This window comes from Rouxiella aceris (assembly GCF_012933545.1).
Lineage (GTDB): Bacteria > Pseudomonadota > Gammaproteobacteria > Enterobacterales > Enterobacteriaceae > Rouxiella > Rouxiella aceris.
In genome coordinates, this window is sequence record NZ_JAADJU010000014.1 from 79499 (window position 1) to 101780 (window position 22282).

The following is a 22282-nucleotide window of genomic DNA, read 5'->3' on the forward strand; positions in this document are numbered from 1 at the left end:
GTTAACTGATCCCTTGAATTAACGATTCAACCAGCTCATATACTCGGCGACGCCTTCCGCTACGGTTTTGAACGGCTGATCGTAGCCCGCTCCACGCAGCGCGGTCATATCGGCCTGAGTAAATGACTGGTAGCGACCTTTCAGTTTTTCCGGGAAAGGAATGGTTTCGATAGTTCCGCTCTGGTGGAATGCCAGCACCGCGTCTGCTACTGCCTGGAAGGATTCGGAACGGCCGGTGCCGCAGTTGAAAATGCCGGATTTACCGTTTTGCCAGAACCACAGGTTAACCGCAGCCACGTCACCCACGTAAATAAAGTCGCGTTTAAACTGTTCGCTACCGGCAAACAGTTTTGGGTTTTCACCGGCTTTGATCTGATTGTTCAGATGGAAGGCCACGCTGGCCATGCTGCCTTTATGGCCTTCACGCGGACCATAAACGTTGAAATAGCGGAAACCGCAGACTTGCGATTCAGCGTGCGGCAGAATTTCGCGCACATACTGATCGAACAGGAATTTGGAATAGCCGTAGACGTTTAAAGGCTTCTCATACTGGCGATCTTCAATAAAGTTGGCATTTTGGCTGCCGTAGGTCGCCGCGGAAGAGGCGTACAGGAACGGAATGCTGCGATCCAGACAGTAATGCAGAATGTCTTTGGAATACTGATAGTTATTGTCCATCATATATTTGCCATCCCACTCGGTGGTGGAAGAGCAGGCACCCTGATGGAACACCGCGTCGATATCGCCCAGGTCGTCACCGGCCATAATGCTGGCAATAAAGTCTTCTTTATCTATGTAATCGGCGATATCCAGGTCGACAAGATTGACAAACTTGGTGCCATCTTTAAGGTTATCAACCACTAAAATGTCGCGATATCCCATATCATTAAGCGATTTAATAATGTTGCTGCCGATAAAACCGGCACCGCCAGTGACGATAATCATGGGGATCACCTTATTCTTGATTAGCGACCGGGCACCATGCCTGGCCATTGAGTTGTCTGTATCATAACACTTCATTAGCTGACTCACATTGGTAAGCTATCTGATTCGTTTCATGTGGTAAGTGCTAATGTGTGCCCGTGACATATGCTGCAAAAATGACATTTAACCTCTGGGTTGCTCGTTATTCCGCCATGCAATGAGTAGTCTCTCTGTTGAAAACGTTATTTCAGGAGATAATCTCATGTCTGCTTCATTCTACGATCGTTTGGCAGCAGAACTCGCCGAGGCGCGTGCTGAAGGACTCTTTAAACACGAACGTATCCTGACTTCAGCCCAGCAAGCGCTGGTTACTCTGGCTGACGGCAGCCAGGTCATCAATTTCTGCGCCAATAACTATCTTGGGCTGGCCAATCATCCCCAGGTGATTGCGGCTGCCAGAAAGGGGCTGGACAGCCACGGCTTTGGTATGGCATCGGTACGCTTTATCTGCGGCACCCAGGATATTCATAAAACCCTCGAAAACCGATTGGCGGCATTTCTGGGGATGGAGGATGCCATTCTTTACTCTTCCTGTTTTGATGCAAACGGCGGTTTGTTTGAAACGCTGCTTGGGGAAGAGGACGCGATCATTTCCGATGCCTTGAATCATGCCTCCATTATTGATGGTATTCGCCTGTGCAAGGCCAAGCGCTATCGCTACGCCAACAATGATATGACCGAATTGAAAGCCTGTTTACAGCAGGCGCAGTCAGCCGGTGCACGGCACATCCTGGTAGCAACCGACGGCGTTTTTTCCATGGACGGGGTGATTGCCAACCTGCGTGCTATCTGCGATTTGGCCGCAGAATTTGGTGCGCTGGTGATGGTGGATGATTCCCATGCAGTGGGCATTATTGGTGCCAATGGGCGCGGTAGCCATGAATACTGCGAGGTGATGGGGCGGGTCGATATTATTACCGGCACCCTGGGCAAAGCCATGGGCGGCGCGTCGGGGGGCTATACCGCCGCTCGCCGGGAAGTGGTCGAATGGCTAAGACAGCGCTCGCGGCCTTATCTGTTTTCCAACTCGTTGGCGCCGTCCATTGTCAGCGCCTCCCTTGCCGTATTGCAGTTGCTGGAACAGGGCGAGGCCCTGCGCCAACGCTTGTGGGACAATGCCAGCCTGTTTCGTCAGCAGATGTCGCAGGCCGGATTTCAACTGGCGGGTGCCGACCATGCCATTATTCCGGTGATGCTCGGTGAGGCACAACTGGCGCAACAATTTGCCAGCCGTCTCCAGCAACAGGGCATTTTTGCTACCGGCTTCTTTTATCCGGTGGTGCCGCGCGGACAGGCGCGAATTCGCACGCAAATGTCTGCCGCGCACAGCCGTGAGCAGATTGAACAGGCGGTGGCAGCCTTTATCCAAACCGGCAGAGAACTCGGCGTGTTGGCTCACCACTAAGTGATCAAAATGACCTGACGCATTTTATCGAGGAGCATTTATGAAAACATTGGCCAAGCTTTTCCCCCGGCAGGGTATCTGGATGACCGAGTCTCCGCTGCCTGAACTGGGTCATAACGACATTATGATTAAAATCCGCAAAACGGCGATTTGCGGCACCGATGTGCATATCTATAACTGGGATGAGTGGTCGCAAAAAACCATCCCGGTGCCGATGGTGATTGGGCATGAGTATGTTGGCAATGTGGTGGCTATCGGCCAGGAAGTGAGAGGATTTCAGCTCGGCGATCGCGTCTCCGGTGAGGGGCATATCACCTGCGGACATTGCCGTAATTGTCGCGGCGGACGTACGCATCTGTGCCGCAACACCCAGGGCGTCGGGGTCAACCGTCCCGGCGCCTTTGCCGAATATCTGGTGATCCCGGCGTTTAACGCCTTCAAAATTCCCGACAATATTTCCGATGACCTGGCGGCAATTTTTGATCCCCTCGGCAATGCGGTCCATACCGCCTTGTCGTTTGATCTGGTGGGCGAGGATGTGCTGGTCTGCGGTGCCGGGCCCATCGGCATTATGGCGGCGGCCATTTGTCGTCATGTCGGTGCGCGCCACGTGGTGATCACCGATATGAATGAGTATCGTCTGGGACTGGCGCGGGAAATGGGGGTGACGCGGGCGGTCAATGTTGCTCAGCAGGATCTGGGCAGTGTGATGGCAGAGCTGGGGATGACGGAGGGTTTTGACGTCGGGCTGGAGATGTCCGGTGCGCCACCGGCGTTTCGCTCAATGCTGGCGGCCATGAACCACGGCGGGCGTATTGCGCTGCTGGGGATCCCTCCCGCAGATATGGCTATCGATTGGCAGCAGGTGATTTTTAAGGGACTGTTTATCAAGGGTGTTTACGGGCGGGAAATGTTCGAAACCTGGTACAAGATGGCGGCGCTGGTGCAGTCTGGCCTGGATTTGACGCCGCTTATTACTCACCATTTTGCCATTGATGATTTTCAGCAGGGCTTTGACGTGATGCGCTCAGGACAATCAGGCAAGGTGATTTTAGACTGGTAGTCGGGGACAGAAATTCAACAGATCTCTATCAACCGCAGACCAGCCTGTTATATCAGGGTTTTTTCGGTGCTTCAGCGGGAGGCGCCGGCGGTGTTGCCTGCGCAGGCGCTGTGCCCCAATCCCGCCATTGGCGCGCAATAAAATTAACCACCGGAGTTTGTTCAATACTCTCGGCCAATACAGTAAACATGGCGGTGGCATAGACCGGCGGGATCGGCTGTTTAAGCGCACAGGTACGAATACCTTTAGGCTGCGGCTTAGGCGGAATAACAGGTTTGAATGCCGGTTGTGGCATATGGCTGACCGACGCGTTTAACAAATCGCTTGGGCGTACCAGTTGGATATCCCCCGGCAGGTTAGCCAGCTCTTGCTGGATCACACTGACAGTGCTGGGATGCGGATGCCCAATGGCGATAGCAAAGCCGCTGCTGCGGGCAATGGCGATGGCGCGAGCAAATTGATGGCGGATCTCGGCATCGTTTTGCACATCATCCAGAAAGACATTGCGTTTTATTACTTTGACCGAGGTGCCCTGCGCGGCCTGCATTGATTGCGTGCCGCCAATGGTCATACTGTCGAGAAAGAACAGGTGATGAGGTGCCATGGCCTGCATGACATTTTGCATGCCGCTCAGGCTGGAGGTCATTTTGCTGCCCTGATGATTGTTGATACCCACCGCGTAAGGGATATCGGCAATCGCCTGATCGACAATGCGTCTGACTTCCTGACTGCTCATTGACGGTGTCAGCGTGTTTTTTTCCAGCGGTTGTTTACTGATAGGCTCCATTGGCAGATGGATCAGGATCTCGCGACCCTGCTGGTGAGCTTTTTCCATCATTTGACGGGAATCAGGCGCATTGGGGAAAATGGCAACCGAGACATTGATTGGCATTTTCAGCACCTGATTTTCGTTCTGAGCCCGATAACCAAAATCATCAAACAGAATAGCCAGTTTGGCTGCCTGAACATCCAGAGTGAATGCCAGCGCCGCGCATAACGTCACTAAGCGTCTTTTTTTATATTGCAATGTTATCTTCCCAACCACGGCTGTGGGTTAACGGCCTGACCCTGCCGACGAATTTCGAAATAGAGGCCCGGCTGACCTTGACCACCGCTGGTACCCACTTGGGCAATTGGCTGACCGGCTTTCACCTGCTCGCCAATATTGACCAGTGAGCTCTGATTATAGCCGTACAAACTCATGTCGCCCTTGCCGTGATCGATCACCACAACCAGCCCATAACCCTGTAACCAGTCTGCCAGCAGTACGCGTCCATCGGCGATGGCCTTGACATCAGTGCCAGCGCGAGCGGCGATCACCATGCCTTTCCAGCGCAGTTCGCCCTGGAGCTGTTCACCAAATCGGTGTTGTATCGAGCCGTGGACCGGCCAGATATTTTGTCCTGCCGCCCGGCCAAGGCCGCCGGTACGCGACACCAAAGACTGTTCGCTTTGCGTCGGTTTGTAGGTGGAACCCTTGGATTTGGCCTGCTGTTCTTTTTGTTTAACCGCAGCTGCCTCGCGGGCTTCCTGTTCGGCACGTGCGCGTGCTGCGCGCTCGGCGGCGGCGATTTTATCCTGTAGTCGGGTTTCGTTGGCACGCAGCTCCACCAGGCTTTCTTCATCTTTCTGTAAAGCTGATTCCAGCGAGGTTAAGGTTTTTTGCCGAGCCCCCAGCGCCTGCTCGAGTTTTTCCTGCTGGCTCTGTTGCGCCGCGAGCACCGATTTCTGCTCTACCAGCTTAGATTGCAGGGTGACGCGTTGTTCCGCCAGGTCGCTGCGCGTCTTTTTTAGCGCCTCGATATTCTCCTGACGCTGCTGATTAAAATAGCCAAAATAGGCCAGCAGACGTTCGCTGCGCTGACTCTCTTCTCCGCTTAACACCAGTTGCAGTCCGTTCTGTTTGCCTAATCGGAAGGCGGCATCGAGCTGTTTGGCGAGAATGCTCTCCTGGCTCTTTTGCTGTTTTTGCAGTTTGTCGATCGAGGCGTTCAGGCCGCTAATATCTTTGTTTAACCCGGCCAGAGTCAGCTCGGTTGCACGCAGGGTGCGGCTGGCAGCCGAGATGGTTTTTTCTTGTGATTTCAATTGTTCAAGCAGGGATCCACGTTGCAGCTTTTGCGCGCGAACGCTTCTTTCTTTATCGGCGATGCTTTGCTGAATGTCTTTGAGTTGGTCCTTGGTTTCATCGGCAAAAGCGATCCGTGGCTGAACCAGCAGGACGCCACAGACGATCAGTGCTGTACCGGACAGGACTTTTCTCATCAAACTAAAATAAATAGATTTGCTCAAACTTTTTTCCGCTTGCCGACCCAGGGATGATAGACAATCTGATCACGTGAGCCTTTATCGTAGCACTAATCAACAGGCTGATGCACAAACAAAAAAGGCGTACCAGCCGTGGCTGATACACCTTAAATAGGTTGTTTTCGTCAGGTATTCACCGGCGGCAAAGCCCCGCCGGTTGGCGACCTGGCGTCGACTATTTGGTAATGAACAGCGGTTTGCCGCTCATTTCTGCCGGTACTGGCATGCCCATCAGCGACAGCATGGTCGGGGCAATATCAGATAATTTACCGCCTTCGATGGCATCGGCCGCTTTACCGACGTAGATCAATGGAACGGGCAGGCTGGTATGGGCAGTGTGTGCCTGACCGGTTTGCGGATCGCGCATTTGCTCGGCATTGCCGTGGTCGGCGGTGATCAGCAACTGACCATCGACGGCTTTCACTGCATCGACAACCTTGGCAATACAGCTATCCAGGGTTTCTACCGCTTTAATCGCTGCATCGTAGATACCGGTATGGCCAACCATATCGCCGTTAGGGTAGTTACAGATGATGGCGTCATATTTACCGCTGGCAATGGCGGTCAGCAGTTTGTCGGTCAGCTCGGCAGAGCTCATCTCAGGCTGCAGATCGTAGGTTGCCACGTTTGGTGATTTGATCAGAATACGTTCTTCGCCGGTGAAAGGTTGTTCCAGTCCACCATTAAAGAAGAAAGTCACGTGAGCGTATTTTTCGGTTTCCGAGATACGCAGTTGCGTTTTCTGATGATCCATCAGCCATTCGCCGAGGGTGTTTTTCAGCGAAGCCGGTGGATAAGCGCAAGCGGCAGAAATGTCGGCAGCGTATTCGGTCAACATAATGAAATCACCAAAGTTGATCACTTTTTCACGGGCAAAGCCGTCAAACTCTTTTTCAACAAAGGCGCGGGTGATCTGGCGTGCACGGTCGGCGCGGAAGTTCATAAAGACCAGCGCGTCACCGTCATTAAGGCTGGCATCGGCTTCGCCGGCGGCCTGGATCACGGTCGGTTTAACAAATTCGTCGTTTTCGTCACGGGCGTAGGCGGCTTCCAGTGCCTGCACGGCGTTATCGCTGTGGAAAGCGCCTTTCGACTGGGTCATCAGATCATAAGCCAGTTGCACGCGGTCCCAGCGGTTGTCGCGGTCCATGGCGTAATAGCGGCCAATGATCGTCGCGATACGACCACAGCCCAGTGCTGCGAATTTGTCACTAAAGCGTTGCAACGCACTTTTTGCGCTGCGTGGCGGCGTGTCGCGGCCATCGAGGAATGCATGCAAATAGACGGCTTTGGCACCACGACGCTGGGCCAGTTCGACCATGGCCATAATGTGATCTTCATGGCTGTGAACGCCACCTGCGGACAGCAGACCCATGATATGCACCGCTTTGCCGGCGGCTACCGCGCGATCGACTGCGCCGACCAGCGTTGGGTTGGCAAAGAACTCGCCTTCTTTGATTTCTTTGTCGAGACGGGTCAGATCCTGATAAACGATACGACCGGCACCCAGATTGACGTGGCCGACTTCCGAGTTGCCCATTTGCCCGTCAGGCAAGCCGACATCGAGGCCGGAAGCGGCAATCAGCGTGTGGGGACAGGTTTGCCACAGTTTATCCATAACCGGCGTTTGTGCATTGAGCACCGCATTATCTTGTTGTTCTTCGCGATATCCGTAGCCATCAAGGATCACCAGAACCATTGGTTTTTTGTTACCCGACATTGCAATACCCTCTACTTGATAAGTTTAAATGTTGAATAGGCTCGCAGAAGGCGTCAGTTGCGCATGCAGAGCAGATCTGCGCGGCTATTCCCACTTTTGCTGGCAAATTCTATATCAGCGCGCAAAGGAGAATAGCGCAGGGAGATCAAAGTAAGCGCAATGTCCGGGATTATTTTAAGGAATGCTCCCTTGATTTTTTCGGGATATGCCTCAGTTTATGGTAATAGGCGGCGCATTCGGGCTGTAATTGCGCCATCCGCAGGGTATACTCGTTAGCCTTGATTTTTCCCTTAACTGTCGGGAGTTGCTACACCCCATGCAAGACATTCTACCCCTGCAAGACATTATGCCATTTATTAGCGCGCACCCGGTTCTGAGCCTGGCGTGGGTTGCCCTGCTGATTGCCGTGATTTTTACCACGGTCAAAGCACGTTTTTCCAAAGTCAAAGAGATCACCCGCGGCGAAGCGACGCGTCTGATTAATAAAGAAGATGCCGTGGTTGTGGATGTGCGTGCGCGTGAAGAGTTCCGCAAAGGTCATATTTCCACGTCGGTCAATCTGCTGACTGCAGACATTAAAAGCAACAATCTGGCCGAAGTGGCCAAACATAAAGCGCAGCCAGTGATTGTTGTCTGTGCCAATGGTCAAACTTCCCGTGCTGCCGCAGAAGGTCTGGTCACCGCCGGTTTTGAGCGTGTTTACACCCTGAAAGAAGGCATTGCAGGCTGGAGCGGTGAAAATCTGCCATTGGCTCGCGGCAAGTAAGAATACTCTCTATCCCAACTACATGATTCTGAGGTGTGATATGGCTAAGATTGAAATCTTCACCAAAGCGACCTGTCCTTATTGCCATCGTGCCAAAGCCTTGCTCAACAGCAAGGGCGCAGCCTTTAGCGAAATTGCCATCGATGGTGATGCTCAACAGCGTGAAGTGATGATCGCACGCAGTGGCCGTACTACTGTTCCTCAAATATTTATCGACGGACAGCACATTGGTGGCTGCGACGATTTACACGCACTCGATGCTCGTGGTGGTCTTGATCCTCTGCTTTAGCAGAGGGCGCGCTTTTGCGTATAAAGGCGGGTGTTAACAAGGACTATAATTAACTTAAGGGTAATTTTTTCATGTCAGAACAGAACAACACAGAGATGACTTTCCAGATCCAACGTATCTATACCAAAGACATCTCTTTTGAAGCTCCAAACGCACCGCAGGTTTTTCAGAAAGAGTGGGAACCGGAGATCAAACTGGATTTGGACACCGCTTCCAGCCAATTGGCCGAAGGCGTATTTGAAGTTGTCCTGCGTGTGACCGTGACTGCGAGCGTTGGCGAAGAAACAGCATTCCTGTGCGAAGTTCAGCAAGGCGGCATCTTCTCTATCGATGGTATTGATGGTACTCAGATGGCGCATTGCCTGGGTGCATATTGCCCGAATATTCTGTTCCCATACGCGCGTGAGTGCATCACCAGCCTGGTTTCACGCGGCACCTTCCCGCAACTCAATCTGGCACCGGTAAATTTTGACGCGCTGTTTATGAATTATCTGCAACAGCAGTCAGAAACCGAAGGTGCACAGCCACATCAGGATGCCTGATGAAAACTGTCAATGCTTCAATGACCGTTATCGGTGCCGGCTCGTACGGCACCGCTTTAGCCATTACCCTCGCCAGAAATGGCCACTCTGTGGTGCTGTGGGGTCATAACGCTGCGCACATTCAGGCATTGCAGGCTGCTCGTTGCAATCAGGCATTTTTGCCTGATGTCACTTTTCCTGAAACCTTGATTCTGGAAACAGACCTTGCGGCAGCTATTGCGGCAAGTCGCGATGTGCTGGTGGTAGTACCAAGCCACGTTTTTGGCGATGTGCTACGACAAATCAAACCTTTCTTGCGTGCCGATGCGCGTATTGTCTGGGCCACCAAGGGTCTGGAGGCAGAAACGGGGCGTCTGTTACAGGACGTCGCGCGCGAAGCCCTGGGTGACACTATTCCTCTGGCCGTGGTGTCCGGACCGACCTTTGCCAAAGAGCTGGCCGCGGGCTTGCCAACCGCCATTGCCCTGGCTTCCACCGATGCCCAGTTTGCCGAAGACCTGCAGCAATTGCTGCACTGCGGCAAAAGCTTCCGCGTCTACAGTAATCCCGATTTCATTGGCGTTCAGCTTGGCGGTGCCGTGAAAAACGTTATCGCCATTGGTGCCGGCATGTCCGACGGCATTGGTTTTGGTGCCAACGCCCGCACGGCGTTAATTACCCGTGGACTGGCTGAAATGAGCCGTCTGGGAACGGCATTAGGGGCTTCACCTTCTACTTTTATGGGCATGGCAGGGTTAGGCGATTTGGTGCTAACCTGTACCGATAACCAATCCCGTAATCGTCGCTTTGGTATCATGCTGGGACAGGGGCACGATGTGCAGAGTGCTCAGGATCAGATAGGCCAGGTGGTTGAAGGTTATCGTAATACCAAAGAAGTTCGTGCCCTGGCGCAGCGTTTTAACGTTGAAATGCCCATTACCGAACAAATCTTTCAGGTGCTGTACAACGGTAAAGACGCGCGAGAAGCGGCAACCAGTTTGCTGGCTCGAGCCAGTAAAGACGAACTGACCAGCCGCTGATACCTCATACTGTTTGCCCGCCGGCAAGATCTGCCGGCAGGTTTTCTGTTACTTGAAAGATAAAGGGAACTGCCCTTTATTTTATTGGCTGTAAGGAAAAGTGATGTCGTCAGAAGAGTTGGAACTGGTCTGGAACAACATAAAATCAGAGGCGAGAGCGCTGGCTGAGTGTGAACCTATGCTGGCGAGCTTTTTCCATGCGACATTACTTAAACACGAAAATCTTGGCAGCGCGCTGAGCTATATTCTGGCCAATAAACTGGGCAATCCGATTATGCCCGCCATCGCTATCCGTGAAGTGGTGGAAGAGGCGTACCGTAACGACGCGCAAATGACGCTGTCGGCGGCCCGTGACATTCTGGCCGTGCATTCCCGCGATGCTGCCGTTGATCAATTCTCTACGCCGCTGCTGTACCTGAAAGGTTTTCACGCGCTGCAGGCCTATCGCATTGGCAACTGGTTGTGGAAGCAGGACCGCAAGGCACTGGCAATCTATTTTCAGAACCAGATCTCCGTCTCCTTTGGCGTCGATATTCATCCTGCCGCACGTATTGGCTGTGGCATTATGCTCGACCATGCCACCGGCATTGTGATCGGCGAAACGGCGGTGGTAGAGAACGATGTCTCCATCCTGCAATCGGTCACTCTCGGCGGGACCGGCAAAACCGTTGGCGATCGTCATCCCAAAATTCGTGAAGGTGTGATGATTGGTGCCGGGGCGAAAATCCTTGGCAATATCGAGGTCGGCGTAGGTGCGAAAATAGGTGCCGGTTCAGTGGTCTTGCAGTCTGTACCCGCGCATACCACCGCCGCTGGCGTACCTGCGCGTATCGTCGGGCGTCCGGAAAGCGAAAAACCTTCAATGGATATGAACCAGCACTTTAACGGGATTAATCAGGGTTTTGAGTTTGGCGACGGGATTTGATTGTTAACGGCAGGCGTTCGCATGCCGTTTCTGCTTTTTTCTTAAAGATTGCCCGGCAGCGTTTTAATTAGCGCCCCCGGATAGCCCAATTGCCTCCAGGCTTCGTACACTACTACCGATACGGCGTTGGATAAATTCATGCTGCGACTTTCGGCCTGCATTGGGATGCGAATTTTTTGCTCCGGCGGCAGATTATCGAGGATTGTTGCGGGCAAACCCCGTGTCTCCGGGCCAAACAGCAAATAATCATTTTGCTGATAGGCAACCGCGCTGTGCGCCGGTGTCCCCTTGGTGGTCAGGGCAAACAGGCGGGCAGGGGTTTCGCTGGCCAGAAACGCCTCATAGTTGTCATGATGCTTGATATGAGCGAATTCGTGATAGTCCAGCCCCGCACGGCGTAGCCGTTTGTCATCCCAGGCAAAACCCATAGGTTTAATCAGATGTAACTGGCAGCCGGTATTGGCACAAAGGCGAATAATGTTACCGGTGTTCGGTGGGATTTCTGGTTCGAATAAAATGATGTTAAGCATGCGGCTCGCGCCCCTCTCTCTCATGAGGGACGCAGAATAACAGAATCTCAGCGTTGCTGCAGCGGCAGCCAGATAATCAGCCGCAAACCGCCCAACGGACTGTCCTCGGCTCTTACCCAACCACGATGCTGCTGTACTGCCGTTTCCACAATCGCCAGCCCCAAACCTGTGCCGCCTGACTCGCGATCTCGCGCTTCGTCTGTACGGTAGAAAGGGCGGAAAATCTGTTCGCGATCTTCTTCGCTGACCCCAGGACCATCATCGTCAACCATGATGGTGATCCCTTCACTGTCGGCGGTAAAGTTGACCGCAATATGATGATGGGAATAGCGCAAGGCATTGCGAACAATGTTTTCCAGCGCACTGTCGAGGGCGTTGGGGTTGCCAATGATTTTCCATGGCCCAGGCGGTGCGGTCACCTCCAGGGTTTTGCCCATCTGCTCGGCTTCAAACTGCGCATTATCAATAACGTCGGCCCACAGCTCGTTGGCTTTTAACTGCTCGCGAGTCAGCTCATTTTTGTGCTGACTGCGGGAGAGCACCAGCAAATCGTTGATCATGCCATCCAGCCGCTGGGCTTCGGTTTCGATACGTTGCAGCTCTTTGCCTTCGCCATGTCGACGGCGCAGCAGCGCCGTGGCCAACTGCAAACGCGTCAACGGGGTGCGCAGTTCATGGGAAATATCGGAAATCAGCCGCTGCTGTGCGGTTACCATACGTTCCAGCGCACTGACCATCTGATTAAAGCTGGCACCGGTGGCCAGAAATTCCTGTGGCCCGGATTCCAGTTCGGGGTGCTGTTTAAGGTTGCCGCGTGCCACATCGTCGGCGGCGTTTTTCAGTTTACGCGCCGGTTTGGCCAGGCTCCAGGCCAGCCATAGCAGCAGAGGAGAACTGATTAACATCGTCACAATCAGCAATAGCAACGGGCGGTCAAACATCAGGTTGATAAAGTCGGACTGAGCGCTGCCCGACGGGCGGATCAGGTAGAGCTGATAGTTGTCTTCACCATCACGGACGGCAAAGGGGCCGACCATTTCAACGCGGCCATATTTCTTTTTCTTGGGACGGTCGGAATTATCAGACTGGCCGATAAAATTACGCACGATCTGCATTTCGTTGCGCTGTGCACCAATAACCCGGCCTTCGCTGGTAACCAGCAAGAGCCGCTGGCCCGGTGGCGCCCATTTGTCTATGGCCCGAAACAGCCTGCGCCACCACATCAGGTCATTGGCCGGATCGCCAGCCAGTTCGGCTTCGACATGCTGCTCAATCATTAACCCTTGCCGTTGCTCACTGTCAAGCAACGGGGTCAGTTGGCGCGAGTCGAGCTTGGGGACCATCAGGACCAACATAAGCACCAGCGCGAGCGTGAACCAGAAGATGGCAAATATGCGCGCGGTAAGGCTGTTGATCATGTAGCTGATACCATCAGATAGCCGCGGCCACGCAGCGTTTTAAACCACGGATGACCATCCTGGCGGTCCGGCAGCTTACGACGCAGATTGGAAATATGCATATCGATAGCCCGGTCAAAAGGCGTCAGGCGTTTGCCCAGCACTTCCTGGCTGAGATGCTCACGCGATACTACCTGCCCAAGATGCTTGGCCAGCAGATACAACAGGGTAAATTCGGTACCGGTCAGATCCAGCGGTTGCCCGTCAAAGCTGGCCTCCTGGCGACCCGGATTAAGCTGTAGTCCGTCCACTTCGAGATTGGGTGAACTATTATGTTCCCCCGCCTGTTGCTGTTCACTCCAGTTGGAACGACGCAGCATGGCACGTATACGCGCCACCAGTTCACGATCGTTGAACGGCTTGGGCAAGTAGTCATCCGCCCCCAGTTCAAGGCCGAGAACCTTATCCAGCTCGCTGCCACGGGCGGTGAGCATAATCACCGGCGTCTGATGGCGCTGGCGTAAATCTTTCAGGGTTTCGATACCATTTTTCTTTGGCATCATTACGTCGAGCAATATTAATTCGATGCTGGCGTCGAGTTTCTCCAGCCCTTGTTCGCCGTCATTGGCAACAACAACGCTGAATCCTTCAATTTCAAGCAATTCTTTCAACAGTGAAGTCAGTTCACGATCGTCATCAACTAACAAAATTTTATTCATTGTGTTTACCTCTAGACGCAAAATACGTCATCAATTGCCGCTATTCCATGACTTTACGTAGTTTTACATGCACTGACGCTAGTTTGCAGCTCCAGGGTTAGACTGCTTTTCAATGATTCGCGTTAAGCGAAATGATATAGGAGTTCGTGATGAGTAAGGTGGCTGCAATGCTTATGGCCTCAATGCTGTCACTTAGTTCAAGTGTAGCCTTGGCTGAAAGCGCGAAATTGGTGCCTGCAGATACTTTAGCTCATGATGGCAATATGTTGGATAGACGTAACACGATGTTCGATGGAATTAATCTTACCGAACAGCAACGCCAACAAATGCGTGATCTTATGCATCAGGCTCGTAAAGACGCGCCGCAGGTTAATTTAGAACAAATGGAAACCATGCATAAGCTGGTGACCGCAGAACATTTTGATCAAACCGCTGTGCGAGCTCAGGCGGAGAAAATAGCGCAGGAACAGGTGGACCGCCAGATAGAAATGGCCCGCATACGTAACCTGATGTTTAACCTCCTGACCCCGGAACAGAAAAATGTGCTAAACCAGAAACATGAGCAGCGTATGCAACAGCTATCCGCGCAACTTTCTGGTGTACAACCGACTTCTGCCCAGAAGCCAAGTAGTAATAGTAACGAGTAAATCTCTGCTTTTCCTTGCCATAGACACCATCCCTGTCTTTCCCCACCTTCGAGGTGGGGTTTTTTTTGCCGTCAACAGGGTGTTTGCCATTTTACGCCCCGCCTCGATCGCTTTTCCGCAACGCTTTGCATTTCGGCAGAAAATCTGTTTTTTAACACTATGCAACAGATATGTTGCGTTATCAGTCAGATGTCGTGATGAACAGTGCTATTCTTAGAGCATACGGCCCTATTGCTGACAAAATTCAGTCGCTTCTCAAAGAACTTTAATTTCCCTATAAGGTTTGTAACGCGAGACTTGTATAATCGGAGCCAGACGGTAAATTGCAGTGAACAGCTCTTAATTAAGCGGATCGAGCTGACCTGAATCAATTCAGTTTTAGCATTGTGTTATATGATTTGAGCATCGAAGCAAAGATCCTGAAACATTGCCCCAAGGGCCAGGTGTGGCAGGTATGCTCAAGAATTCTTAAGAAATTGCATCTACAAGTTCAGAGGTAGTCATGATCAAAAAAATCGGTGTACTGACAAGTGGCGGCGATGCCCCAGGCATGAATGCGGCGATACGTGGCGTGGTGCGCGCGGCACTAACGGAAGGCCTTGAGGTTTTCGGTGTCTACGACGGCTACCTTGGACTGTATGAAGACCGCATGAAGCAGCTTGATCGTTACAGCGTTTCAGATGTTATCAACCGCGGTGGTACCTTCCTGGGTTCAGCTCGTTTCCCTGAATTCCGTGATGAAGCGGTACGCGGCAAAGCAATTGAGAACATGAAGAATCGCGGTATCGATGCCCTGGTGGTTATTGGTGGCGACGGTTCTTATATGGGTGCCAAGCGTCTGACCGAGATGGGTTTCCCATGTATTGGTCTGCCAGGTACCATCGATAACGATGTGGCCGGTACCGACTACACCATCGGTTATTTCACCGCTCTGGAAACCGTTGTTGAGGCGATTGACCGTCTGCGCGATACTTCTTCTTCGCATCAGCGTATCTCCATCGTCGAAGTGATGGGCCGTTACTGCGGTGATTTGACCATGTCGGCGGCTATCGCTGGTGGTTGCGAATTTATCGTTATCCCTGAAGTTGAATTTAACCGCGATGATTTGGTTGAAGAAATCAAAGGCGGCATCGCCAAAGGCAAAAAACACGCTATCGTAGCCATTACCGAGCATATCTGCGATATCGCCGATTTGGCACGTCATATTGAAACAGAAACCAAACGCGAAACCCGCGCTACGGTTCTGGGACATATTCAACGTGGTGGTGCGCCGGTGGCTTATGACCGTATTCTGGCGTCACGTATGGGTGCCTACTCCATCGAACTGCTGTTGCAGGGCTACGGTGGTCGCTGCGTCGGTGTGCAGAACGAGAAGCTGGTGCATCATGACATCATTGATGCCATCGAAAATATGAAGCGTCCGTTTAAAACCGAAATGTGGGAAACGGCGAAAAAACTCTATTAATCGTCGCGTTGCCAAATCAGCCCTCCACCGTGAGGGCTTTTTTACGCCCGGCGATGTCATATTCCAAAAGTGAATAGATAGAACTTTTTTATTCTTTATTAGTTTTCTCTTTCTCTGGCAGGCTTTATCAAACTGATTCAATGAATCAATCTGACTAAAATCACTCGCCGGGAGAGAAGCAATGCGGAAATTGGCTGTAGGTTTGGCATTAATACTGGTGACAGCGGGGGCGATAGCTAAAGATATCCAAATCCTCAATGTTTCTTATGACCCAACGCGTGAGCTTTATGAGCAGTACAATAAAGCGTTCAGTAAATACTGGCAGGCCAAAACCGGTGATACGGTGACCGTGCGTCAATCCCATGGTGGTTCCGGTAAGCAGGCGACCTCGGTAATCAACGGCATTGAAGCTGATGTGGTCACCCTGGCGTTGCAGTCGGATGTCGATGCTATTGCTGAACGTGGTCGTATTAACAAAGACTGGATCACCCGCTTGCCGGATAACTCCGCGCCTTACACCTCGACGATTGTGTTTTTAGTGCGTAAAGGCAATCCTAAAGGTATTCACGACTGGTCAGATTTAATCAAACCGGGTGTTTCGGTGATCACGCCAAATCCGAAAACCTCCGGCGGTGCCCGTTGGAACTATCTGGCAGCCTGGGGTTATGCCCTGCATCACAACAACAATGACAAAGCCAAGGCAACGGATTTCCTGCGTGCATTGTTTAAGAATGTCGAAGTTCAGGATTCCGGTGCTCGCGGCGCAACCAATACTTTTGTTGAGCGTGGCATTGGTGATGTGCTGATTTCCTGGGAAAACGATGCGCAGTTGGCGGACAAAGTACTTGGCAAAGGCAAGTTTGAAGTGGTCTACCCAAGTGAATCCATTCTGGCAGAACCCAGCGTTTCAGTGGTCGACAAGGTTGTTGATAAACGCGGAACGCGCGAAGTGGCGGATGCTTACCTGAAATACGAATATTCGCCAGAAGGCCAGACGATTGCTGCTGAAAACTACTATCGTCCGCGCGACCCGGCAATTGCCAAGAAATTTGCCGCGCAATTCCCGGCGATTAAACTCTATACCGTTGAGCAGGTTGCCGGTGGCTGGACCGCTGCGCAAAAAGATCACTTTGCCAACGGCGGCGTCTACGACGAGATCAATAAGCGCTAAGTGGACAAAGGATAAAAAAACCCCGCAGCGCGGGGTTTGAGTTTGATGACCAAGTCGTCTTGATGAGCGAGATACCCGGGCATAGCACACCTAGGGGCGCTCCGGCGGGCAAGCCCGCTACGACCCCAACGGTGCACTCTCCCTAATAACGGACTTTGTCAGCAGTCTGAAACCCCGCAGCGCGGGGTTTTTTATTAGCCTAAATAATCAGCGATTAATCAGGCTTTGGCAGCAGCGGCCGCTTTGACGATAACTGCAAAGGCGTCGGCTTTCAGTGAAGCGCCACCGACCAGTGCACCATCGATGTCTGGCTGAGTGAACAGCTCTGCTGCATTGGCAGCATTAACAGAACCGCCGTACTGGATAATGACTTGTTCAGCCACAGCAGCGTCTTGTTTGGCAATATGGTCACGGATAAATTTGTGAACCGCTTGTGCCTGAGCAGGGGTCGCTGATTTGCCAGTACCGATAGCCCAAACAGGTTCATAGGCGATAACCGCGCCCTGGAACGCTTCTGCACCCAGAGTCGACAGTACGGCGTCGAGTTGTTTGGCGCAAACGGCCTGGGTTTGACCCGCTTCGTTTTCTGCGTCGGTTTCACCAATGCACAGCACTGGAGTCAGACCTGCGGCTTTCAGAACGCCAAATTTCTTGGCAATCAACTCATCGCTTTCTTTGTGATAAGTACGACGTTCTGAGTGACCGATAATGATGTATTTTGCACCAACATCTTTCAGCATATCGGCAGAAATTTCACCGGTAAAAGCACCTGACAGGTTGCTGTCAACGTTCTGGGCACCCAGCACGATACGGCTGCCTGACAGCGCATGTTTTGCCTGAGACAGATACACTTCCGGTGGTGCGATGGCAACGCCACAGCCTTCAACGGTGCTCAGCTCTGCACGCAAAGCGGCGATCAGTTCGTTAACCATGTGGGTATTGCCGTTCAGTTTCCAGTTACCCATCACTAATGGATGTCGCATGTATTTTCCTCCAAAAGGGGACGCGATTGTCGATTAAAATTTCTGCCAAACCGGCAGATTACCTGCTAAACAGTATAGAGAGGATTAAACCGAAAGGCTTTGCTTTTCGTCATTAAATGGCGCGCCGCATCCTGTTAACCGTTGGCGATTAAGGTTCAGACAACGCCAGTTTTACCGGTTCTACCGCCAGAGTCAGGCCTTTCTCGCCATTGTCGGCAATCACATAGCGTATTGCCCCGACCTGTTGCTGATAAAACTGCATGCCCTTGCCTTTATCCAGCAGGTTATTGATTTTGTCCTGGCTTTGCGCGGGGGTCAGGGTGGCGTCAAACTGGCGGATAAGGTTGGCCATATAACTTATTGCCGTGGCATGGGCGACCTTTTCATCCGGTCCTTTGATGGGCAAATAGGTGATCTGCAGGCTTTTAATTTTGCCGGTGCCTTTTTCCAGCGCAGTGGAGGCGTAGAGATCTTCGTTGATTTTGCTGGCGGCGCGCGTCAACAGCGCACTGTCCGTTTTATCGGGGATGGCGCGGAATTCACCAATTTGCTGCGTCGGGTTGGCAGCATTATATTTTTCGCGAAAATTCACCAGCGTCATTTCAAACGTTGGCGCGCCCGGCATCAGATAGGGCGCTTTGGGAACCTCCTCGTTAGCAGGACGTTCCTGGGGGGGATCGGCCAGGACCATGCTGCTGCCGAGGATCAGCAACAGTAGCGCGGATGCCAGCTGCAAAGGGAAAATTTGTCTCATAAGTTACGTCTTTTCTGTCGCCATGTTTACCAGTAATGCTCACTGGTCATATGACCGGGTTTTCTGCGTAAATGTTTACGCATATCGCGGCTTTCTTTCAGGATCAGCTGCGTATCGCGCACCATCTGCGGGTTGCCGCACAGCATGATATGGCTGTCGCTGGCATCCATCTTCAATCCGACGGCGCTTTCCAGCGAACCGTCGGCAATCAGCGCCGGTACGCGTCCGCTAAGGGAACCCGGGGTCTGTTCACGGCTGACCACGGTCTGGATATGCAGTTTGCCGTTATAGCGCTGTTGCAACTGTTGCATCAGCGGCAGGTAGCTCAGGTCTGCGGCAAAACGCGCGGCATGGACCAGTACAATATTTTTGAAGCGTTCAAGGCCTTTGCCTTCCTGCAATATCGACAGGAAAGGGCCGATGGCGGTGCCGGTGGCCAGCATCCAGAGGGTATCGCATTCCGGGACTTCGTCGATAACAAAAAAGCCGGCAGCGTCTTTGGTGATCTGAATTTCTGCACCTGGCTGCATCGCATGTAGCCGCGGGCTGAGTTTACCCTCTGGCACGGTCACCAGATAAAATTCCAGGTTGCTATTGCTCGGTGCATTCACAAAGGAGTAGGCACGTTGTACCCGTTCACCCTCAATTTCCAGCGACAGTTTGGCGTATTGTCCGGCAGCAAAACTGTTGACGGGAGCATTAACAACGATGCTGAACAAGTTATCTGTCCAGTGTTCCACCTTTGTCACTTTACCTGTTACCCATTCAGCCATCGATTCTCACTCCGCTAGGTTAAGGATTGATATTACTGGCTGATGTTATTCCATATTCTACAGAAGAATTATCGATTAAATGTTATCAGGCAGGCGAGAGCGCTTGCCTGATAGACTGGCCTAGATAATCAGGTTGTGTAGCGCCGGGTCTTTGCGGTCAAGATAATGGGTTGAGCGGATACGGCGAATGGTACGAGATTTACCGCGGATCAGCAGTGTCTCGGTGGTGGCCAGATTTCCCTGACGGCTGATACCCGCCAGCAGGTCTCCCTGGGTAATGCCGGTCGCGGAAAAAATAACGTTATCATTGCGCGCCATATCATCGAGCTGCAACACTTTGCCTGCTTCAATGCCCATCTGCTTGCAGCGCGCCAGCTCGTCTTCACCCAGTCTGCGGTTTTCCGGGGTATCGCCTTTGACATGATGCCTTGCCAGTAAACGGCCCTGCATATCGCCGTCCATCGCGCGGATCACCGCCGCCGAGATCACCCCTTCCGGTGCGCCGCCAATGCCATACACCACATCGACTTCACTTTCCGGCATACAGGTGAGGATTGTCGCGGCCACATCACCGTCCGGGAAAGCAAATACCCGTACACCGAGGCTTTGCATTTCGCGAATAATGTCGTCATGGCGCGGTTTGGCCAAAATGGAAACGGTAAGTTCATCCAGAGGTTTATTCATGCAGGCAGCAATATTGCGCAGGTTTTCCGCCAGCGGCAAATCGAGATTAATGCTGCCTTTTGCTGCCGGGCCAACCACCAGTTTTTCCATATACATATCGGGCGCATTGAGAAATGAACCGCGATCGCCAACGGCCAGCACCGCCAGCGCATTGGCCTGGCCCATGGCGGTCATACGGGTGCCTTCAATGGGATCAACGGCGATATCGACGGCATCCCCTTTCCCGGTCCCCACTTTCTCACCGATATAGAGCATTGGCGCTTCATCAATCTCACCTTCGCCAATAACAATTTCACCGTCGATATCGACCTTGTTAAGCATAATGCGCATCGCCTGCACGGCGGCGTTATCGGCCAGATTTTTGTCGCCACGACCCAGCCATTTGTAACCGGCAAGGGCGGCAGCTTCTGTTACGCGGGAGAACTCGATAGCTAATTCACGTTTCATGGATAAATCCGTGTTGAGAAAAATGAGGGGGGAGAGCACAGGCTCGTCTCAGGCGGTAAAGTTTATCATAGCGAGGGGGGCAAAAAAGAAAAACTCCCCGCTGGGGGGGAGTTTGATGGGCAAGAGATCGGTCAGTGTTGAGTCGTTATTCGTGATCTTCCCAGGCGCGCACGCGGGCCACGGCTTTCTGCCAGCCTTTGTAGCGGAAGTTGCGCTCGGTGGTTTCAATGCCAGGGCGGAACTCTTTCTCAATGGTCGCCTTGCTGCGCACTTCTTCCAGATCGTTCCAGAAACCGACCGCCAGACCGGCGAGGAAAGCCGAACCCAGTGCGGTGACTTCGCGCACCAGCGGACGTTCTACGCGGGTGCCGAGAATATCGGACTGGAACTGCATCAGGAAGTTATTGGCCACTGCGCCACCATCTACGCGCAGCGACTGCAAACGAGCGCCTGAGTCAGCCTGCATCGCATCGAGCACATCACGGGTCTGATAGGCGATGGATTCTAGGGTGGCGCGCACAATATGGTTACTATTGGCACCGCGGCTGAGGCCAAAAATGGCACCTCGAGCATACGGGTCCCAATAAGGGGCACCGAGACCGGTAAAGGCCGGGACCACGTATACGCCGTTAGTGTCTTTTACTTTCGTGGCAAAATACTCCGAGTCGGCAGCATCGCTGATAATTTTCAGCTCATCGCGCAGCCACTGGATAGAGGCACCCGCCACAAACACCGCCCCTTCCAGAGCATAGTTGACTTCGCCGCGTGGGCCGCAGGCGATGGTGGTCAGCAGACCATTTTTTGAAACTACCGCTTCGGTGCCGGTATTCATCAGCAGGAAGCAGCCTGTTCCATAAGTGTTTTTCGCCATTCCCGGTTGCACGCAGAGCTGGCCATACAGCGCCGCCTGCTGGTCACCGGCGATACCGGCGATAGGAATACGGGTGCCGCCTTTACCGCCAATGTTCGTTTGACCGTAAATCTCGGAGGAAGGACGGACTGCCGGCAGCATTTCGCGAGGAATATCCAGCGCTTCGAGCATGCGCTCATCCCACTCCAGACTGTGGATATTGAACATCATGGTACGCGAGGCATTGGTATAATCGGTGACGTGTACCCGTCCCTGCGTCATTTTCCACACCAGCCAGGTGTCGACGGTACCGAACAGCAACTCGCCACGTTTGGCGCGTTCACGGGAACCTTCTACGTGGTCGAGGATCCATTTCAGTTTGGTGCCGGAGAAATAAGGGTCAACCACCAGACCGGTATTATGACGGATATACTCTTCCATACCGTCATTTTTCAGTTTCTCGCAGATATCTGCGGTGCGGCGACACTGCCAGACGATAGCGTTATAAATCGGTTTGCCGCTCTCTTTTTCCCAGACGATAGTAGTTTCACGCTGGTTGGTGATACCAATACCGGCGATTTGGTCAGAATCAATATCGGCTTTGGCCAGCACTTCCACCAATACTGAGCTCTGTGACGACCAAATCTCCATTGGGTCATGCTCAACCCAGCCCGGCTTGGGATAGATCTGGGAGAATTCACGCTGTGAGACGCTAACGATATTGGCGTCGTGGTCAAGGATCACTGCGCGGGAGCTGGTGGTACCCTGATCGAGGGCAACGATATATTTTTTCTGGTGTGTCTTGTCAGTCGTCATAATTATGTCCTGCAATGTTTGCGATG

Annotated in this window: 22 protein-coding genes; 10 read left to right on the plus strand and 12 right to left on the minus strand. The window is 52.6% G+C overall.

What is annotated here, in order from left to right; translation table 11 throughout:
* Positions 1-18: 18 nt before the first annotated feature.
* The gene (rfaD, locus tag GW590_RS21640; protein WP_169405150.1) at positions 19-945 is read right to left on the minus strand and encodes an ADP-glyceromanno-heptose 6-epimerase; all 927 of its coding nucleotides are present in this window, start codon (positions 943-945) and stop codon (positions 19-21) included.
* Between the two features lie 241 nt (positions 946-1186).
* On the opposite strand from rfaD, the gene GW590_RS21645 reads away from it, so the two are divergent.
* Positions 1187-2389, plus strand: a complete 1203-nt coding sequence (locus GW590_RS21645) for a glycine C-acetyltransferase (RefSeq protein ID WP_169405151.1) — start codon at positions 1187-1189, stop codon at positions 2387-2389.
* A 40-nt stretch (positions 2390-2429) separates the two neighbouring features.
* Complete coding sequence (gene tdh / locus GW590_RS21650) at positions 2430-3452, plus strand: L-threonine 3-dehydrogenase (RefSeq protein ID WP_169405152.1); 1023 nt, start codon at positions 2430-2432, stop codon at positions 3450-3452.
* 52 nt (positions 3453-3504) lie between these two features.
* On the opposite strand, the gene GW590_RS21655 is transcribed toward tdh, so the two are convergent.
* From GW590_RS21655 to gpmM, 3 genes are all read right to left on the minus strand, one after another.
* Positions 3505-4479: a divergent polysaccharide deacetylase family protein gene (locus GW590_RS21655; RefSeq protein ID WP_169405153.1), complete on the minus strand. Its 975-nt coding sequence runs from the start codon at positions 4477-4479 to the stop codon at positions 3505-3507.
* Positions 4480-4481: 2 nt separating this feature from the next.
* Positions 4482-5744 (minus strand): murein hydrolase activator EnvC, encoded by a 1263-nt coding sequence (envC, locus tag GW590_RS21660; RefSeq protein ID WP_169405154.1) that lies wholly within the window; start codon positions 5742-5744, stop codon positions 4482-4484.
* 190 nt (positions 5745-5934) lie between these two features.
* A complete protein-coding gene (gene gpmM, locus GW590_RS21665; RefSeq protein ID WP_169405155.1) occupies positions 5935-7479 on the minus strand; it encodes a 2,3-bisphosphoglycerate-independent phosphoglycerate mutase in 1545 nt (514 codons plus the stop codon).
* A 316-nt stretch (positions 7480-7795) separates the two neighbouring features.
* Between gpmM and GW590_RS21670 the strand changes: the two genes are divergently transcribed.
* The 5 genes from GW590_RS21670 (at position 7796) to cysE (ending at position 11020) form a co-directional block, all read left to right on the plus strand.
* Complete coding sequence (locus tag GW590_RS21670; protein ID WP_169405156.1) at positions 7796-8245, plus strand: rhodanese-like domain-containing protein; 450 nt, start codon at positions 7796-7798, stop codon at positions 8243-8245.
* Between the two features lie 40 nt (positions 8246-8285).
* Positions 8286-8534: a glutaredoxin 3 gene (gene grxC / locus GW590_RS21675; protein ID WP_169405157.1), complete on the plus strand. Its 249-nt coding sequence runs from the start codon at positions 8286-8288 to the stop codon at positions 8532-8534.
* A gap of 71 nt (positions 8535-8605) precedes the next feature.
* Positions 8606-9076: a protein-export chaperone SecB gene (gene secB / locus GW590_RS21680; RefSeq protein ID WP_169405158.1), complete on the plus strand. Its 471-nt coding sequence runs from the start codon at positions 8606-8608 to the stop codon at positions 9074-9076.
* Entirely contained in the window at positions 9076-10095 is a 1020-nt protein-coding gene (gene gpsA / locus GW590_RS21685) for an NAD(P)H-dependent glycerol-3-phosphate dehydrogenase (RefSeq protein WP_169405159.1), read from the plus strand. The genes secB and gpsA overlap by 1 nt, the downstream gene beginning before the upstream one ends.
* Before the next feature lie 103 nt (positions 10096-10198).
* Entirely contained in the window at positions 10199-11020 is an 822-nt protein-coding gene (gene cysE / locus GW590_RS21690) for a serine O-acetyltransferase (RefSeq protein WP_169405160.1), read from the plus strand.
* A gap of 41 nt (positions 11021-11061) precedes the next feature.
* Here cysE and trmL read toward each other — a convergent pair whose 3' ends face one another.
* From trmL to cpxR, 3 genes are read right to left on the minus strand one after another with little or no spacing between them, the layout of a single operon-like run.
* The gene (gene trmL / locus GW590_RS21695; protein WP_169405161.1) at positions 11062-11550 is read right to left on the minus strand and encodes a tRNA (uridine(34)/cytosine(34)/5-carboxymethylaminomethyluridine(34)-2'-O)-methyltransferase TrmL; all 489 of its coding nucleotides are present in this window, start codon (positions 11548-11550) and stop codon (positions 11062-11064) included.
* Between the two features lie 47 nt (positions 11551-11597).
* Complete coding sequence (gene cpxA / locus GW590_RS21700; RefSeq protein WP_169405162.1) at positions 11598-12968, minus strand: envelope stress sensor histidine kinase CpxA; 1371 nt, start codon at positions 12966-12968, stop codon at positions 11598-11600.
* Complete coding sequence (gene cpxR / locus GW590_RS21705; protein ID WP_169405163.1) at positions 12965-13666, minus strand: envelope stress response regulator transcription factor CpxR; 702 nt, start codon at positions 13664-13666, stop codon at positions 12965-12967. Before cpxR ends, cpxA begins: the two co-directional genes overlap by 4 nt.
* Positions 13667-13815: 149 nt before the next feature.
* Here cpxR and cpxP point away from each other — a divergent pair, with 149 nt between their 5' ends.
* The 3 genes from cpxP to GW590_RS21720 all read left to right on the plus strand — a co-directional run bounded on the left by cpxP (position 13816) and on the right by GW590_RS21720 (position 16949).
* Positions 13816-14313 carry a cell-envelope stress modulator CpxP gene (gene cpxP, locus GW590_RS21710; protein WP_169405164.1) on the plus strand — a complete coding sequence of 166 codons (498 nt, stop codon included), beginning with the start codon at positions 13816-13818 and terminating at the stop codon, positions 14311-14313.
* Between the two features lie 502 nt (positions 14314-14815).
* Positions 14816-15778, plus strand: a complete 963-nt coding sequence (gene pfkA, locus GW590_RS21715; protein WP_169405165.1) for a 6-phosphofructokinase — start codon at positions 14816-14818, stop codon at positions 15776-15778.
* 181 nt (positions 15779-15959) lie between these two features.
* Positions 15960-16949, plus strand: a complete 990-nt coding sequence (locus tag GW590_RS21720; RefSeq protein WP_169405166.1) for a sulfate ABC transporter substrate-binding protein — start codon at positions 15960-15962, stop codon at positions 16947-16949.
* Positions 16950-17167: 218 nt separating this feature from the next.
* On the opposite strand, the gene tpiA is transcribed toward GW590_RS21720, so the two are convergent.
* From tpiA to glpK, 5 genes are all read right to left on the minus strand, one after another.
* Entirely contained in the window at positions 17168-17932 is a 765-nt protein-coding gene (gene tpiA, locus GW590_RS21725; protein WP_169405167.1) for a triose-phosphate isomerase, read from the minus strand.
* Between the two features lie 148 nt (positions 17933-18080).
* The gene (locus GW590_RS21730) at positions 18081-18686 is read right to left on the minus strand and encodes a DUF1454 family protein (RefSeq protein ID WP_169405168.1); all 606 of its coding nucleotides are present in this window, start codon (positions 18684-18686) and stop codon (positions 18081-18083) included.
* A gap of 26 nt (positions 18687-18712) precedes the next feature.
* A complete protein-coding gene (gene fpr, locus GW590_RS21735; protein WP_169405169.1) occupies positions 18713-19459 on the minus strand; it encodes a ferredoxin--NADP(+) reductase in 747 nt (248 codons plus the stop codon).
* Between the two features lie 120 nt (positions 19460-19579).
* A complete protein-coding gene (glpX, locus tag GW590_RS21740; protein WP_169405170.1) occupies positions 19580-20590 on the minus strand; it encodes a class II fructose-bisphosphatase in 1011 nt (336 codons plus the stop codon).
* A gap of 145 nt (positions 20591-20735) precedes the next feature.
* Complete coding sequence (glpK, locus tag GW590_RS21745; protein WP_169405171.1) at positions 20736-22256, minus strand: glycerol kinase GlpK; 1521 nt, start codon at positions 22254-22256, stop codon at positions 20736-20738.
* Positions 22257-22282: the final 26 nt, after the last annotated feature.